Below are 18503 nucleotides of genomic sequence, written 5' to 3'. Positions count from 1 at the left end.
ATACGAATATAGGAAGATTTTAAGCGATTCTATAAATTTTTAAGATGTGCTTGTACATCTACTACGGCAATGGTAACCATATTGACGATTTCGCGCACAGAGCTGTCCAATTGCAATACGTGAATCGGTTTGTTCATACCCAAAAGGATTGGACCTACAGCCTCAGCTTCACCAACTTCTTGCAATAATTTATAAGCGATATTTCCGGACTCCAAATTAGGAAATACGAGTGTATTTGCAGATTTTCCATTTAAGCAGCTGAAAGGGAAGTTTGCTGTCAACATTTCGCTGTTTAGGGCGAAGTTTGCTTGTAAATCACCATCAGCAATAATCTCTGGATGTTGATCGTGTAGAATCTGCGCTGCTGCTCTCACTTTTGTTGGCGTTTTTCCTTCACTTGAACCAAAATTAGAGTAAGATAGTAATGCAATACGTGGCTGAATGTTCATGCGTTTCACAGCTTTATCCAGTAACAGGGTAATGTCTGCTAATTCTTGTGCTGTAGGGTCTTCATTCACGGTTGTATCACCCATGAAGATTGGTCCTTTTTTAGTTAGCATCATGTACATACCTGCGACACGGCTGCCTGGTTTCGCGCCGATTACATGTAATGCCGGACGGATTGTATTTGCATAATTTTTGGTCATACCGGAAATTAGGGTATCAGCTTCACCAAATTCCACTAAAGAGGCACCAAAATAGTTGCGGTCGTACATCAACTTACGGGCATCGTATTTTGATATACCACGGCGTTGTCTTTTGATGTATAGATGCTCAATAAATTTCTTCGAACGCTCCGTTTCGCTGTCGACTTCAGCAACTGGGTCGATAATTTCAAGACCATCCAATTCAAAAGCATATTCTTTGATTAAACGTTCGATTTTATCTCTTCTACCTAAAAGAATCGGAATTGCAATACCTTCTTCTTTAACAATCTGTGCCGCACGCAACGTTTTGTAATTGTCTGCTTCTGCAAAGACAACACGTTTAGGATCTCTTTTAGCAGCCATAGTTAAATTGCGCATAATCGCATCATCTTTACCAAGACGTTTACGTAGCGCATCGCTGTATTGATCCCAATCTTCGATTACGGTCTTTGCTACACCTGATGCGATGGCAGCTTTTGCAACAGCCATGGAAACTTCAGTGATCAAACGCGGATCGGTAGGTTTTGGAATGATATATTCTTCCGAGAATTTTAAATTGCTCGTGTTATAGGCTTGATTTACTTCTTCTGGAACAGGTTGTTTCGCCAAATCTGCAATTGCACGCACTGCGGCAATTTTCATTTCCTCGTTAATTGCTGTTGCACGTACATCCAAAGCACCACGGAAGATATATGGGAAACCCAATACATTGTTTACTTGGTTGGGATAATCTGAACGACCTGTACCCATGATAATATCGTTTCGTGTTGCCATCGCCAAATCGTAAGCAATCTCAGGATTTGGATTTGCCATTGCCAATACAATTGGGTTTGGAGCCATCGATAACAACATCTCTGCCGACATGACGTCTGCTGCCGATAGACCGATAAATACATCCGAATCTTTTACAGCATCTGCCAGGGTGCGAATATCGCGATCTGTTGCATATTGTGCTTTCATGCTGTCTAGATTTTCTCTATCAGTACGGATTACACCTTTACTATCCAGCATCACAATATTTTCTTTGCTGGCACCTACTGAAATATACATGGCTGTACACGACATTGCAGCTGCTCCAGCACCATTGACGACGATTTTTACTTTTGAAATATCTTTACCGATAATTTCACAGGCGTTGATCAATGCTGCACCTGAGATGATTGCCGTACCATGTTGATCATCGTGCATCACTGGGATGTTCATTTCTTCTTTTAGACGGCGTTCGATTTCAAAACATTCCGGTGCTTTGATATCTTCCAGGTTGATCCCTCCAAAAGTAGGCTCCAATGCTTTGACAATGTTGACAAACTCATCGACATTTTTGGTGTCTACTTCGATGTCAAATACATCAATGTCGGCAAAAATTTTAAATAATAAACCCTTACCTTCCATAACTGGTTTACCAGCTTGGGCGCCGATATCGCCTAAGCCCAATACTGCTGTACCATTACTGATAACAGCAACAAGGTTTCCTTTTGCGGTATATTTATAAGCATCTTCTTTGTTCTCAGCAATAGCCAAACATGGCTCCGCTACACCTGGAGAATATGCTAATGATAAGTCTCTTTGCGAATTTGTTGGTTTGGTCGGAACAACAGCTATTTTACCAGGTCTACCCATTGCGTGGTAGTTTAACGCTGCCTGTTTACGATTAGTGTTACTCATTACGATTTTATTAATTTAAGGCTACAAATCTATCATTCTTTTTGATAATTGGAAATATTTGCCAATATCTTATTATAATTAGACAATAATATGTTACTTCAGGACATCCAACAGTTTAAACATTTGTTGACGCATGCTGGAGGCCGAGCCAGCATAGTTGTTAACCAGTAAAGTGTAGGTAAATGACTGTCCTGTTTTATTGGTATGTACACCTGTATAACCAAGTACGCCGCCGATTGTTCCACTTTTCATCTTCATATTGTTATAGGTAGGAAGACTTTCGTAGAAAGCAGGGTACCAACTTTGTTTTTGTGCATACTGCATAATCTTATTCATCGCTGCTGTGGTCACTCGATTTTGAGGGGATAGTCCCGAACCATCCATACTATTGAGTTCACTGGATTTTATGCCTAATTTGGCATTCCAATATTTTTGGATATAATAGGCGCCATCGTCGGTACCTGTTTTACCCGCTGTTGTATAAGCGATCGCTTTCAATAGGGCTTCTCCATAGAGATTGATGCTCTTTTGGTTAAACCAGTAGACAATTTTATCTAAGGTTGGGGATAGGTGGATATCCAGGGTTTGTTTTTTTGAAACATCGACTGAATCCATCTTTGTCCCAGTAGCAGGCCCTTCGCTGGCAACAATACCGTTATTGTTTAATACGTCGTTGAGTTGATAAGCGAGGTCATAAGCGGGGTCCGGCGATGATAGCTCGATTGTTTTTTTGAGATCTTGTCCGTAAGATCCACGCACAAAAATCTTAGTCGAATAGGGGGCCGAATAGGCATATACATTGTCACCACTGCCGGTTTTTCCTGTCGTTGTCTCGTTGATAATTTCTAGGTAAGGAACATGTGCTGTATAATTGACGATCTCGGCTTTTGCTCCAACTTTCGTGTTTGGCTGAAAATTGATGCCAAAGGCATTTTCACACCAGTTGAGCGAAGAAATTCCCGCACCGTAATAGTTGCCCATGTCAGTCCAGATCCAGCCACCCGGAAGCTGGTTGCCATTATAAAGCCGATCATCGGCGATGATAGCCCCTTGAATACTTTTGATACCTGCATTTTGGATCGTTGCGACCCACTTATTCAATATCGTTGCAGCCTGTGTCTCGGGATAGCGCGAGCTCCCCAAGGTCGGGTCTCCGGTGCCTGTCACAACAATATTTCCATTTAACACACCGTTCTCGTCGATTTCGCCTGTATAATACAGCGTTGTTTTGAACTGAAAATTCTTGCCCAGGAAGTCCAGGGCCGTCGCGGAAGTGATTACCTTCATGGTGGACGCAGTTGCTAGTCCAATATTTTCATTTGCCGCGAATACAGTCTGGCCTGTTTTTCCATCGAAAACTATCAGTGAGCTCAAACCATTCCTGAGGCTTTCCTGATTTTGAAACTGCGTAAAAGCATCCTGGATTTTACTGCGAAGATCCTGCGCAAATAGTGGAGTGGTAACGGTCGCTAACGCGTAAGTGGAAAAAGTAATGGTACTTAGCAGAAATTGGTTCATATAGCATCTTTTTATTGTTCTATGGTATATCCAGCCTATCTTTGTTGATCCTGTTAACACGGTTATTTTAATTCATGTTTTGAAATCATGGATATTTTATCGGATTTATAATTATATATCGAGATATATCGAGCAGAGGCTATCATTTAAGCAAAAAGTGCTCGTTATTCTTCGTTTGTTTTATTTGCCCTAAAGTTAGGCATTCGACCCTAAAAAATCCTAACTTGCATAAAATTGTATAGACGACATGAAGCATATCGAAAAATTAGCTGCCATTCGTGAGGCGATGAAGGTTCAAGGAATCGATGGATATATTATTCCGTCATCAGATCCTCATATCAGTGAATATTTACCAGAACGTTACAAATGTATTGCTTGGGCCTCGGGTTTTACCGGGTCTGCAGGTACCTTAGCTATCACACAAGATTTCGCTGGTCTTTGGACAGATTCCCGTTACTTTGTACAAGCTGTGGAGCAATTGGAGGGAACAGGTTTTGAATTGGTGAAATTGAAAGCTCAGGGAGCTGCGGAATATGCCGATTGGTTGGCTGAGAAATTGCCTGCGGGTTCAAAAGTTGCTTTTGATGGCAATCTTGCTTCCTTATTGGTCGCTCAATCTGTTCAGAACACTTTGGAGCCATTGGAAATTAAAGTGGATGGTCATGTTGACCTGCTGTCATCCCTTTGGGTGGGTAGACCAGAGCTACCCAAGGCGCAGGCTTATCTGTTGCCCGAAGATATCACGGGGCAGTCTACTGTTTCTAAAATTGAGGCGGTACGTGCCGAGATGAAAAAGAATAGAACAGAGGCTCATCTGATCTCCTCTTTGGATGATTTAGCCTGGTTATTAAACATCCGTGGTCAAGATGTGCCTTGTAACCCTGTTGTGTTGGGATTTGTATTGATCACTGCTGAACATGCAACACTTTACATCGAACCTTCGAAATTGACGGCGCATGCAATAGAAGAACTTAAAGGTTACGGCGTAGATGTGGCAGCCTATGAAGATATCTTTACAACGATTCCTACATTGAATGTTGCTTCAGTTCTTATTGACCCTAAGCGTACCTGTTTTGCTGTTTTCGACAGTGTACCTAAACAGGTGAAGATTGTTGAGAAAATAAATCCTTCAACAAGTTTAAAAGCGATTAAGAATAAAGTTGAAATTGAAAATAACCGCCATACGTTTATAAAAGACGGGGTCGCTTTGACACGTTTCTTTAAGTGGTTGGAAGAAAATGTTTCTTCGGGCGAACTGTCTGAATTGTCCATCGCAGCCAAATTACGTGAATTCCGCGAAAGTCAAGATGGCTTCGTTGATGTCTCATTCACGACGATTGCTGGATATTTGGATCATGGTGCCCTGCCACATTATTCGGCTAATGAAAAATCAAACTATATATTACAATCTAAAGGCTTATTGTTGGTAGACTCGGGTGGGCAATATAACACGGGTACAACAGATATTACACGTGTCGTAACGCTTGGGGGGCTGACGCAGGAGGAGAAAGAGGATTACACACTTGTGCTTAAGGGAACAATAGAAGGCTCGCAAGCTGTATTCCCTACCGGAACACGTGGTTATCAGATCGATGCGATTACGCGTCGTCCATTGTGGGAAACATTACGCAATTACGGACATGGCACCGGACATGGTGTTGGTTTTTTCTTGAACGTACACGAAGGTCCGCAAGTGTTCAATGCTGCTGCAATAGATGTTGCTGTTGAGCCAGGTATGATTACATCAATAGAACCTGGATTATACCGCGTAGGTAAACATGGTATTCGCATTGAGAACCTCGTGTTGACCCGTAAAGCAGGTTCTTCCGAATTTGGAGACTTCCTTGACTTTGAGACGTTAACCGTATGTTATATCGCAACCGATCTAATCGAAAAATCCTTATTGGATAAGAAACATATTGCCTGGCTAAATAACTATAACCAGTGGGTATTTGATCAATTATCGACTCATCTTACGGTTGAGGAAAAGAATTGGTTGGCAGACAAGTGTCAGGCGATTTAATCGTTCAAAAAGTATAACGAAAGCGGACACCCGCTTTCCACAACAATAAGTTGTCAAAATAAATGGCCCTCAATAATAAGTGAAATTCTTTTTGAGGGCTTTTTTAATCGTTTTCTTTCAAGATCTGATAGATAGACTCTTTCCCAAAAGGTTTCAGGATGAAGCCACTGATAAAAGGGTAGTTTGCAAGTTGCTCCTGGTCGCTTTTACTCGTTGAGGAACTGACAATAAAGATCTTGGTGTGCTTGATAAAGTCGGTGCGGTTTTCAAGTGTATCCATTAATTCCCAGCCCGTCATGAAAGGCATATTGATATCCACAAACAGTATGGGTTTTATCGGCGATTGTGTAATATCATTTTTGTCTAAAAAGTCTAATGCGTCCAAGGCATTTTTAAAAGCATGAAAGGCAATTTCATATTCGGTAAACCCCTGTAGCATATGGCCGAAAATGGTACGTAAAATAGCATTATCATCAATAAGAATGATCGTTCTTTTAGTTTCAAGGTTCATGGTCTTTCAGATTTATGTTTGTTTTTCATCGTGCCAATAAATCCGTTTTCGCTGTTGATTGACAGTGCTGTTTTCTTGCACTTATGAGGTCCTCCGGTCAGAATTCCAAACGGCCAATTTCAGCCGAAAATTTCGAGCACTATTCTTCTTTATTGTTGTATCAGCGTATTGGTATATATTTTTTCCAGGAACTTGACATAAAATGTGCTTCCAGTATTGATTTCACTTTGTACATCGATCTTTCCACCCAATGATTCGATCTGATATCTAATGAGAAACAGTCCGACACCTTTACTCTCAAATCCACGGTGGAAAACCTTTTTGAACATAAATAACTCAGATTTGTACTTTGGCAGGTTAATGCCCAACCCATTGTCTTTCACCGTTAATAATGTTCCTTCTGGCTCAAGATGGGTATGTATTTCGATTTTTGGGGCTCTATTTGTTGCTGTAAATCGAAGTGCATTACTCAGCAGATTACTTAAGATACTTTCTAGATAGATCTTAGGATAATAGATATCTTTCACATTAAATTCAACCGAAATAGTCGCATTTTTTTGCTGTATTTCCTCAATAAATTGCTGTTGTACCTTTTTGAATATGTCTAAAAAATCGCATTTTTCGTAAATCAGTGAATCGTTTGACCTGATATCAAGTATTCCGCCAAGATCATGCAATGTTTCATTCAGGTCATTACTGCTCACATGCAAAAGGTTCATAAAATTAGCCTTTATTTTTTCATCATCCGTTACCTTGATTTCGTCAATAAGCATCTGTATATTGCTGAGCGGGCCCTTGAGATCATGAGCGAGGATGTTCGCAAATTCTTCCAGTTGTCGTATTTTGGTTTCAAGATCTATTTTGACTAGATCCGATTCAATCTTTTGTCTTTTTAGGATTTCGATATTCTTTTTTGATTCTGAGATATCCTGAACCTGGACGATCAGAAATTGTGCGGCATTGGCATTATCAAAAACTGCAGCAACCGTTACAGAACACCATACAAAATGCCCTAATTTATGTAGATAGCGTTTTTGAAGCGTAAATGCTTCGATTTCACCCCTGACAAGTTTTGCTCTAAGTTCAACGTCTTTGTCTATATCGTCTGGGTGTGTTCTATCCGTAAACTTTGTTTTGGACATTTCTTCATGAGAATAACCAAGAATTTTGGTTAACATCTTATTAGATTCTATACAATAACCTTCGAGGCTCGTCAAAGAGATTCCCAGGCCAGATAAATAAAATGCTTGATTAAACTTGTGTTCATTGAATTTACTCTTTTCATTGGACTCGACTTGTTTTGTAATATCCGAGATAACCAAGGCTACGCGGTTTTGCGCCCTATGTATCGGCTTTATCTGTAGACGGTACCATTTGTCTTTGTGCTCTTTTAAGTTGGATTGAAAGTCCATTTTAAGTTCGCGGTCCAATTTTAATGAATTTTGTATCAATTGGACGGTAGGGATAGCTAGATCAGGAGGAAAAAGTTCAGTTAGACTCTTGTTCAAAAATTCTTCTGGCCTATAAAACAGGAGTTCGGGATTATTGGTCCAATAGTTTTTAAATATCCCCGTATCTGTTACCTCAAATACGATGTCATTTAATGAGGCGACAAGTAGTTGAAGTTGTTCCTGTTTATCCTTCAGTATGTGAATTTTATTGACCAGTTTGGATACATCGATAAACGAAATCAGAAGACCTTTTTTATTGTCTTCGACAATAAAATGTATATTGAATTGGTACCAGCTGAATCCTTGGTCTTCTTTTCGTCCTAGGATAATTTCGTCTTGGTTTTGGTTTTTTGAAAGGGCGATGAAAAATGGTGTTTCTGTGGGCGGTAGTATCGAAAGATCATCTGCGGTATAAAATGTTGTTAGCTCATGTATCTTATTGATCTCTTTTGTGGTTTTAAGGGCAAAAAGCTCCTGCGCACGTTTGTTAAACTGTAGAATAGTACCGTCTTCTGCGGTCGTGATTAATCCTTCCAACCTTGTATTTACAGTTTGGTCAGAAAGCACAGATAAGGAGTCCCGTTGCAGATGCATTATCCAACAATGTTTAGGGTTAATTTTCTCATTTATAAGCATTAAGTGGCTTGTTAGCCCCTATTTGCAAAATTGGTAACTTTTACCCCAAAATAATAAATAAATATTAAAATATGTAACTTTTTGTATAAATTACTAGCAAGCAGATTGTTATGTGTGCATAGTAATCTGCTTGCTGGTATTTTACATCTTCTGTACCTAGGAACTTATGTTTAATTCTTACTTTTTTCGAGCCAAATCCAGTTAAACCAAAGTGGCTGTAATTCTTTACTTTTAAAGGTTACGACATATTTTCCGGGCTTATCGAATTTAAATTTACCGATACGGTTTTCGACAAATTCTTCTGTATAGTTGTTTTCATTGGGCTCAACCACCATTTTGTTTGTAGGGGCAAAGCTTCCTTTCAACTGCTGGTTGGCAGTACTGACTTCAAAAACACTGTTTTGTTTATTGGGATTATGCGCTGAGAGATCGAGTGAGTAGACGCCCGCTTCAGGGATGGTTACCTCCCAATCAATCTTCGTATCACCCGTCAGGATCGCATGCGTTGGATTTTTCCCGTTATAGCGTACAATTTTGAGTCCTTGGTTGAGGCTATTGGTTGATTTCAGGGAAAAGCCACCAAAGGTCGATTCCGGGACTGTATTTTTGTCCAATTCCAGCGGACCGTTAAAAATCAATTTAACTTCTGAAACATAATGATCAGGTTGCGCGTCGGGTAATTGGATATGGATTAGACTGAGGCTTTGATCAAATTTTAGCGCCGTAGATACACTTCCCTTCATCAGTGAAACCTGTTCTGGGGTCGATTTGATTCCTGTAATCCGAAGTGTATGATCTAAGGGCCAATTAAAGACGTGCGCATATACGACTGTTTTTTGCCCTTCTTTTTTGGTCGTGAGGTAACCCCAATCGAAATGGTTGTTTTTGAGATCAAGTCCGGTACTGCCATAGATGCCCGCTCCATAGCTGTTTAGCCAATTTCCAACTTCGTGCAGACGACTGACACTTTCGTAGGGAACTGTTCCGTTGGCGCGTGGCCCGATATTTAAGGTGAAGCCCCCGTTGAGACTTACATTGGAGATTAATGACTGGAAAATTTGACTGGTCGATTTCCATTCATTCTCCTGACCGTTGTAACCCCATGAATGCGCGATGGTGCCCGGTGTCTCCCATGGATGGTTAATGTAATTGCTGCCAAATTGGTTATCTCCTAATGTCTCAAAATCCACATTCTCCGCATCCGTAGGAAGACCTAGACGTGAATTAATCAGGCAACTAGGCTGTAGTTCACGGATCAGTTTGACAACCTGTAGTAATTGTTCTTTTTTAATGATCGACTTTTGATAAGGGATCCACATGTCGAACCATATCAAGGCAATGTCGCCATAGTTGGTCATCAGTTCGCGAAGTTGAGGGATAACTTTTTCCTGCCAATATTGATTGTATTGGGCATCGGTAACATGTCCCGACAGCTCCTGTTGATGATTCCAGCCGTATGGATGTTCCCAGTCAATCCAATGGGAATAATAGAAACCTAATTTCATGCCGTGTTTTCTACAGGCCTCTGCGATATCTTTGATGACATCCCGATTGGAACCACTCAATTTTGGGAGACTATAATCACCAACTTTTGTGTCCCAAAGGGCAACACCATCATGATGTTTGGCGGTGATGATGATATATTTCATCCCAGCCTCTTTTGCTAGAAGAACCCATTGCTCAGGATCTATTTTACTCCAGTCGAAACGTTTTGCCAAGGTACCGTACTCTTCTTTGGAAACGCGGTTGCGATATCTTAACCACTCGGCATAGTTATTCATATAACGTAAAGGCTCACCCTTCCACATGCCTTCTGCCGCACTGTATAGTCCCCAATGAATGAACATGCCAAAGCGGGCATCTTTAAACCAAGAGGCTTTTTCAGAAGTTTGTGCAAATAGTTTGGCCGAAATACTGAATAGCAATAATGACAAAATCAGTAGTCGCTTGATTGATGGTATCATAAAGGTTGTTCTGTTTTTTGACTTACAAGATAGGCAAAAAATCGAATATCGATCCTTAAATTGGATTTTGGAGTGGTTGTAAACTATGGAATGTAGTCGGTGAAAAAGTGAAAACCCCTCGTATTTAAACTAAGGGGTTTCATGTTGTGAAAACTTTAAAACGATTATTTCAAGTTATAGGCTTGGATAATCTTTTTAAAAACGGCTGTATTGTTGTAAATGCCCATGAAATTTTGCGCACCCGGTCCATAAGCAAAGACAGGTACCATAATATTGGTGTGGTCATCGCTACTGAAATTGCCCCTAACGGTTCCCTTTTTATAATTGGCATCCAATAGGGAGAGTCCGCCAGTTTCGTGATCTGCCGTGACAATGACTAGTGTTTCACCATCTTGGTCCGCAAATTTTAGGGCTTCCCCGACAAGCCGGTCAAAGTCATGTTGCTCGGTAACAACATAGGGAAGATCGTTGGCATGGGCTCCATAGTCAATTTGTGCACCCTCGGCCATGATAAAGAAGCCATTTTTATTTTTAGACAAAAGCTGAATCGTTTTTGAGAGCGAATTTTTTAACATTTCTCCGCGTCCATCGAGTATTCTCCTTGTCGCCGAATCAGCGAGGAGTACCAACTGTTTGCCCGATGTCGCTTTTTCAAAGTCGTCTAAATTTTGCTGAAGCTGATACCCTTTTTCGGTCAGTTGCTTCATCAGCGTGTTATCCTTGTTGTTGAGGAAGCTTTCGCGACGGGATCCAACTAGGATATCCACGTGGCTATTCTTGAAATCTGCCGCAATTTCCTGCGACATTGTTCGATCGATCTGATGTGCGTAAAATGCAGCCGGAGTAGCATCTGTAATATCTCCTGCACTGATGATCCCACTTTTGATCCCGTGTTGAGCAAGTGTGTCGGGAATAGCGCTCAACAATTTACCGTCGGCATCCACGCCAATGTAACGGTTATTGGTTTTATGTCCAGTAGCCAAAGCTGTCCCACCCGCAGCGGAGTCGGTAAAATCCGAATTGGATGCTTCGGTGCGTGAAAGGCCAATATGTTTCATATTGATAATATTGGACTGACCAAAATTGGCACTTAAACCCGCTTGTATTTGGGCCAATCCCATGCCATCACCAATGAGTAAAATAACGTTCTTGACCTTGCTCGTTGCACCATCATTTTTATAGGTTGGCTGATAGGGAACGTAGGCCTTTGGATTTGCATATTCGACTTTGGCGTTGTTTAAATAGAAATTCTTAAGCGCAGTAGGATGGTCTGTATTGATCCAGTCTACCCCCATGTGACCAAGCTCTTTCCAACTATTGGGGCTGTCTTTTGTTGCCCAGAAACGAAAAGGTTTACCCAATTTATGCGCCTTGTCTATCACAGATTTCATCTTTTCAAGGTCGGGTGGAGTAGGGGTCCCTTTGCCATTCCAGACAGAATACTGCTTAATATCCTGACTGATCATCCCAATATGTTTGAGCTGTGCCGGTGTATAATCTTTTTCCGGCCGGCCATCAAAATAAATCATCGATGGGTAATTGTCGAACTTTTCGGGCGGCGGGATTTCACCGCTGACGACAATTTTAATGGCGGAAGGATTTTTCTGCTGGTCGAATATAGATTCGTTTCCCTTCAAATCGGCCAACAATTTAGACAGTACCTGTTCGTAATTTTCTTTGATGTCAATCACGAGCTGCAAGGTCTGCTCTGGTTTGGCATAAGGTTTATTGCCGTTTTCCTTAAAGAAAGCAATTAAAGGGTCGATGTAAAGTTTTTTTAGTGTTTTCCCTGGTTTGATCTCACTGCTTTCATGGGCAACGTAAAGCTCTCCATTGCGATAGAAGACGTCCGCTTCGATAGAACCCATTCCAGCATAGTAAGCCTCCAACAGCGGGATTTGTTGTTTGTAATCATTGTGGCTGTGACCTGCATTTGCAGTCAGTTTCTGTTGTGCAGAAACTGACTGAATGCTTAGGCCGGCAAATAGCAGCCACATTAATTTATTGTTTTTTACCATCCTGGATTTTGTTTAATGACACCGGAACTGTTGTCGATCTCGCGTTGTGGAACAGCCCACACGTCATGTACTTGCGGATTGAAATTTCTAGCTGGCCAAATGACCGTACCATCGAAATCGTGTAAAGGTTTGGCATAGGTAGCTTGTGCATCACCCCATCTAACTAAATCACGGTGACGGTCTGCCCATTCCCCAGCAAGCTCATTGCGGCGCTCACGTTTTAAATCTACAAGGGTCATTCCGCTTTTTGTGACTAAACCGGCCCGCTTCCTAATCTTATTTAATTCAGTATCGCCAGCACCGGAACCATTTAAGTTAATGGCGGCTTCAGCCTTGATCAATAGTACTTCGGCATAGCGCATCAATGGAACATTTAGATCTGTAGTGCCGTTATCTCCATTTGGATTGACATGTGTTGGAATAGGGTCTTTATAAGAAAACGGCTCCATGTATTTCTTGAATTGGTAATTGGATGTAGCGCCGCCGTCTTTTGTGAAAGTGCGTTCATTGCCGAAAAACTGAAATTTGTCTCCAGGTTTCAAGATTGTTGCTTCACGGCGTAGATCGCCAGATTCAAAAGAATCATACAGTTCTTTTGTCGGTAGATAATAGCCCCAGCCATTGTAGATTCCCCAGGCCTTGTTGGTGAGCATAACTCCAGGAAGCTTACTTCCCCATCCAGTACCGCCACCATTTGGCGTACAGACCACCGACCAGATATATTCTTTGGACCAGTTGTTGGCAGCTTTAAATACATCGACAAAATTAGGCAGTAAATCATGTTTGCCCGAATTGATCACCATATCTGCATATTTGGCCGCATTGGTATAGTCCTTTTTGTACAGGTATACTTTTGATAAATAGGCCCATGCCGCAGTTTTGTGCGCTTTACCGTAATCTGAGGTATTCATGTCTGAGAAATAGGGAAGGTTCTCCGCAGCTTTTAGAAATAAAGAAGCAATGTAATCATAGTTCTCGTTGACATTGTTAGCACGGGGTACGGGTACGGTTGCATCAGTTTCAGGTTTAACGATCGGAATTCCAGCTTTGTCATTACCATAGTTTGCAGCCAATTGAAAATAAACCAGACCTGCATTGAAATAGGCATCGCCAATGATCTGTTTTTTTCGCGCTTCATCCATGGTTATATTGGGAACATTGATAATAATATCGTTAGCTCTTTTTATAATCGCATAGCGCATGCTCCATTGCGATTCGGTATAACCACCACCGATATAATTGCGGTTGAAATTTTTGATATTATCGGCTTCCGGTTTGTTACGCCCTGTTACCATGTCGTCACTGGCATTAATAAACCAAAACATTCCGCGGCCATAATAATCCTCTTCATTGTATTTTTCATACATACCAGCCTCTGCTTTGATGGCATCCTGTTCGGTTTTCCAAAAATTCTGCGCGGAAGGAGAACCTTCAGGCGATATATCCAACTGTTTTTCGCACGATGCAAAAAGTGCTACTGCTGCTATTGCAAGGTATTTGATATTCGTTTTCATCGTTTTATTTTTTTAATGACTGATAAAACCTGCTTAAAATCGCCCGTCTGTGAATGACAACTTTTATTTTTCGGTTTCATCCTTTTTATTTTTCTCGTTTTAATAATCGATAAGATCTTAAACTCAATAATCCTTGTATGAGGTCACCTTCGTTTAGATCCCATTGGCATTCTGCTAAGATTAAAAATTGACATTTAGACCGAAAATAAAGCTTCGGGCTTGTGGGTAGCGTCCGACATCAAGTCCATTGTTGTCCATACCAATTTCCGGATCAAAACCAGTGTATTTTGTAAACGTAAATAAGTTGTTCGTAGTCGCATAGACTCTCACGTTTCCAAGTTTATATCTGTCAGTCAAAGATTTTGGAAGTGTATAACCTAATGTGACATTTCGGATACGAAGGAAAGAACCATCTTCGATATAGAAATCTGATGCATTAAAGTTTCCATTGGCGTCTGAGCTTGAGATAATAGGCACTTTCCCATTCGGGTTTTCTGGTGACCATGCATCGAGGATTCCTGCTAATTTGTTGTACGAAGGACCGCTCGCACTGTAGGTTGTTCTTTTGATGGCATTAAACAATTTGTTTCCTTGTACACCTTGTGCAAAAATATTGAGATCAAAGTTTTTGTAATTCGCATTGAAGCTCAGACCGTAAGAAAAATCAGGATAAGCACTTCCGGCGTAATAGCGATCTTCAGGTCCGATCGAACCATTCCCATCGATGTCTACAAATTTGAAATCGCCCGCTTTTGCATTGGGTTGAATTTTTTGTCCATTGGCATTTTTGTAGTTATCAGCTTCTGCCTGACTCTGGAAGATACCATCGGTCTTTAATACGTAGTAACTGTAAAGAGGTTGGCCAACAGTAATTGTCAACGGAGCTAGCTCATTTCTAAAATTAGTACCTACTGCGATATTGTTCAATCCAGGGGCCAATTCTTGAACGTTGTTGGTCAATTTGGTTAGGGTTGCATTAATAGAGTACGAAAAATCTTTATTTTTAGCACTACTATACGTTAGTCCTAGTTCAATACCTTTATCTTTTACTATACCACCGTTAATCGTTTGTGTGCTCAAACCCGCTGTTCCCGGAAGAGGTTTGGTTAAGATCATCTTATTGGTTTCTTTGACAAAATAATCCGCTACCAAGCTCAATCCATTCAAAATTCCAAGATCTAAACCTATATTTGTTTGTTTACTTTCAGCCCATCGCATATCCATATTGGGTAATACATTTTGAGCATATCCATTTTGTAATTTTGGATTTTCACCGAAATAGGCATCGGCGCGAATAAGAAGAGGGTTAACATCCAGTGGATTTAGGTTGGCTAGACCACCCAATTTACCGTAACTTGCTCTTATTTTAAGCTCGTTTAACCATTCTACAGATTTCAAAAAATCTTCTTTGTGTAGAGCCCATCCGGCAGATGTTGAATAATAGTAGCGCGCTCTATTTTCTTTTAATGGAATGATGGATGAAGCATCTCTTCGACCAATTAAGGATAGTAAGTATTTTTCATTGTAATTATAGTTTGCCCGTAAGAAAAGAGACGAAAGCGCTGTGGCTCCATAACCACTTTCCGACGGTTGTATTGTGTTCGCGTTATTCAGGTATCTGTATTGCTTGGATTCGTCGTCAAAGCCCGTTCCTGAAGCATTCAAATAACTACTTTTGGTCTTTTGAAAACTATAACCTCCGGTCAAATCAAGTTGATGATGGTCAAATTTGGTTTTATAATTTAGGACTTGTTCGGCAAGGATATCATTTGCGTCACTCGCTCTTTCCACCAGACTATTGCTCAAAACGGGTTTACCTATTTCAGGACGTTTTGGTGTAAAGCTTTTATATCTAATGTTCGATTTTGTAATGCTTAAGTTGGATCTAAAAGTTAAGCCTTTTGCCAACTGGATGTTGGCGTATGGATTCACAACCAGGACATTGACCGGATTGTTTATATCGATGCGCATTAATTCTGCAACCGGGTTGATGATATCACCATAGTCACCAGGGAAAGGACCTGGAAGACCCGCAAAACTACCATCGGCATTATAAGGTGTTCCATTGGTGGGATAATAAATGGCCGACAATAGCGCTCCTGTATAGTCGCTGCTTGTATTAGCACCATTTCCATTGGTACTGCTATAGGAAAGATTTTCACCTATTTTTAACCATGGTGTAACTTGATGCTCTGAGTTTATCCTGAAGTTGTAACGCTGCGTTTTCGTATTGAGTACAATACCTTCTGCTTTGCGGTAATTGAAACTTAGGTAAAAATTTGATTTTTCATTTCCGCCATTAATTGCACCATTGTAATCTTGCAATGTCGCGTTTCTAAATACCTCATCCATCCAGTTTGTTTTGGTCACTAAACCTTCTGGATATTTAGCCGGATCGAAAGCTGGTAAAATGGTTGTCCCACCATTTTTTGCAGCTGTTGCGGCGACCTCGGCACGTTGTTCGGCGTTTAAAGGTTTTAATTTACGCCATGCACTTTGCTGGCCGATCTTGGCATCAACATTAATTTGCATCTGTCCTTTTTTTCCTTTTTTTGTGGTGATCAATACCACACCACCAGAAGCTCTCGCACCATAGATAGCTGCTGAAGCATCCTTTAATACGGAAATAGACTCAATGTCGTTGGGATTTAATTGTGGAGTACCTAAGAAAATCGAACCGTCAATAACGTAGAGTACATTTTCACCATTGATACCACCGGCACCCCGAATATTGATACGTGGGGGCGATGTCGGATCGCCACCTTCGTTTGTCACAATGACACCCGGAGATTTTCCGGCTAATACTTCACCGACACTGTTTACCGAGCGTGAGGATAATTTATCAAGGGATACCACACCTATAGCTCCTGTTAATGTTTCTTTTTTCTGGGTTCCATAACCAACAACAACAACTTCGGATAGGGTCGAACGTTCTTCGCTTAGCGTTACATTAATAACTTCATTTTCACCAACAGAAACATCTTTAGAATGAAATCCGACCATCGAAAAAGAAAGGACGGCTTGTGGTCCAGCCTCAATTCGAAATGCACCCTTTGTATCTGTTGTGGTTCCTACCTGCGTACCCACTACTTTTACAGAAACACCTACAATTGCAGCCCCTGTTGTATCTCTTACAAAACCTGTCACGATGCGGTCTGCCTTGAGGTTTGCTTGCGTGTTCAAGATCACATAGTCCTCCTTTTCTACCGCATTGATTCCGAGTTTATTCAACAGTGAGCGAACAGGCTCGGTTTTAAAGCTACCGCTTAAGACGGTGTTGCGTTCTTGCAATAGATCAGGGTTGTAAACAAAATGAAGGCCCGAAAGACTCTCGATTTTGTGGAGGATGACATCGAGTTTTTCGCCCTTGCTTATTTTGATGTTTACGCTGCTTTTGTCCAAACGTTGGGCCATACCGGGTGAGGCCATTAGTGAACTGCAAAATACCGACGTAATCGAAAATGCAATGCAGGGATACTTCATGATCCGATAAAAAGAGAATTCTCTTTTGAATGCAGGTGTTTTCATTTTTTTGTAATGATTAGGTAATGAATTGCGCATGGTGACTAAGATGTTTTAGGTAAATTTTTAGACATTATTTTTGGATTTTAAATATTTTATCCTTTTCAATCGTCCTGTACTTAAGGTGATGCAGGCTGCAGATAATATCCAGTATTTCGGCTGGATTTTGTGTGCTATTGAATGTGGCTGTTGTTTTTAGGGCCGAAAGCGATGTATCCTTTAAGATAATTTCAATGTTGTAGATATATTCCAGTTTTTTTGCGACCTCTTGGAGGTTTGTTCCATCAAACGCTATGGCGACAGCTGTGTTTTTTTCGACCACGCTACGCGAAGATTGTGCGGTTTCTTTGCTGTAACGTAGACTTTGGTTTTTGGTTAATATACCCAAGATTTTATCTTGTTGCTGTACCGCCACCTTACCGGTAGCAACGGTGACTTCGACTTGGTCGGAAGCCTGATAAGCTTTTATCCGAAAGGAGGTACCCAATACTTTAACCACTAGCTTGGATGCAAGCTGTACCTGAAATGGGTGTTGTTCGTCGTGGGCAATAGCAAAGAAGGCTTCCCCCTCGGTAAGTGCTATTTCACGGATATTTCCCTTGAATGTACTTGGATAGCTGATTTTTGAAGATGGTTCCATGATAATTTCCGAACCATCTGCCAATACAATCTTTTTATGTTCACCTGCAAGGGTTGTTGTGACGATCTGCGCAGATGGTGCGATAGGTTGATTATTTACTTTCCAATAAAGAAGTCCTATGGACGCAATCATTAAAATAGCGGCCGCTATTTTGAATACAGGTGAATACAGCAGGGAAGGTCGTTTACTTTCCTTTTCTGAAATACCGGACTGGATATTGGCCAATAATTGTTCGCGCAAGGCCGCTTTGCGTTCCTGCGGAATTTTTTTTGATGCGTTATCCAGTTGGGCGTACCAATCTTCGACTTGTTTAATCTCGGTGGCGCTGGCCTCTCCATTTAAATATTTTTGCAGTAGCTGCTTTGCTTTTTCTTCCATCATTTGAATACATGTC

The 18503-nt window shown here is 41.0% G+C and carries 10 protein-coding genes; 1 reads left to right on the top strand and 9 read right to left on the bottom strand.

What is annotated here, in order from left to right:
• Positions 1 to 29: 29 nt before the first annotated feature.
• Positions 30 to 2312, bottom strand: a complete 2283-nt coding sequence (locus tag OK025_RS04335) for an NADP-dependent malic enzyme (protein ID WP_317668459.1) — start codon at positions 2310 to 2312, stop codon at positions 30 to 32.
• Between the two features lie 93 nt (positions 2313 to 2405).
• Entirely contained in the window at positions 2406 to 3830 is a 1425-nt protein-coding gene (gene dacB / locus OK025_RS04330; RefSeq protein ID WP_317668458.1) for a D-alanyl-D-alanine carboxypeptidase/D-alanyl-D-alanine-endopeptidase, read from the bottom strand.
• 247 nt (positions 3831 to 4077) lie between these two features.
• Here dacB and OK025_RS04325 point away from each other — a divergent pair, with 247 nt between their 5' ends.
• Entirely contained in the window at positions 4078 to 5853 is a 1776-nt protein-coding gene (locus OK025_RS04325; protein WP_317668457.1) for an aminopeptidase P family protein, read from the top strand.
• Positions 5854 to 5956: 103 nt separating this feature from the next.
• On the opposite strand, the gene OK025_RS04320 is transcribed toward OK025_RS04325, so the two are convergent.
• The 7 genes from OK025_RS04320 to OK025_RS04290 all read right to left on the bottom strand — a co-directional run bounded on the left by OK025_RS04320 (position 5957) and on the right by OK025_RS04290 (position 18490).
• Positions 5957 to 6364, bottom strand: coding sequence for a response regulator (locus OK025_RS04320; protein ID WP_286778496.1), 408 nt, complete (start codon positions 6362 to 6364; stop codon positions 5957 to 5959).
• Between the two features lie 149 nt (positions 6365 to 6513).
• Positions 6514 to 8409: a PAS domain S-box protein gene (locus tag OK025_RS04315; protein WP_317668456.1), complete on the bottom strand. Its 1896-nt coding sequence runs from the start codon at positions 8407 to 8409 to the stop codon at positions 6514 to 6516.
• Positions 8410 to 8621: 212 nt separating this feature from the next.
• Positions 8622 to 10415, bottom strand: a complete 1794-nt coding sequence (locus tag OK025_RS04310) for an alpha-L-fucosidase (protein ID WP_317668455.1) — start codon at positions 10413 to 10415, stop codon at positions 8622 to 8624.
• A gap of 164 nt (positions 10416 to 10579) precedes the next feature.
• Positions 10580 to 12433: an alkaline phosphatase gene (locus OK025_RS04305; protein WP_317668454.1), complete on the bottom strand. Its 1854-nt coding sequence runs from the start codon at positions 12431 to 12433 to the stop codon at positions 10580 to 10582.
• Complete coding sequence (locus tag OK025_RS04300) at positions 12427 to 13947, bottom strand: RagB/SusD family nutrient uptake outer membrane protein (protein WP_317668453.1); 1521 nt, start codon at positions 13945 to 13947, stop codon at positions 12427 to 12429. Before OK025_RS04300 ends, OK025_RS04305 begins: the two co-directional genes overlap by 7 nt.
• A gap of 180 nt (positions 13948 to 14127) precedes the next feature.
• Positions 14128 to 17475: a TonB-dependent receptor gene (locus OK025_RS04295; protein WP_317668452.1), complete on the bottom strand. Its 3348-nt coding sequence runs from the start codon at positions 17473 to 17475 to the stop codon at positions 14128 to 14130.
• Between the two features lie 67 nt (positions 17476 to 17542).
• A complete protein-coding gene (locus tag OK025_RS04290; protein ID WP_317668451.1) occupies positions 17543 to 18490 on the bottom strand; it encodes a FecR family protein in 948 nt (315 codons plus the stop codon).
• Between the last annotated feature and the right edge of the window lie 13 nt (positions 18491 to 18503).

Origin of the sequence: Sphingobacterium sp. UGAL515B_05 (assembly GCF_033097525.1) — a bacterium.
Classification (GTDB): Bacteria; Bacteroidota; Bacteroidia; order Sphingobacteriales; family Sphingobacteriaceae; genus Sphingobacterium.
The sequence above is the reverse complement of the archived record's forward strand: the minus strand, read 5'-3'. Positions and strand labels throughout refer to the sequence as shown.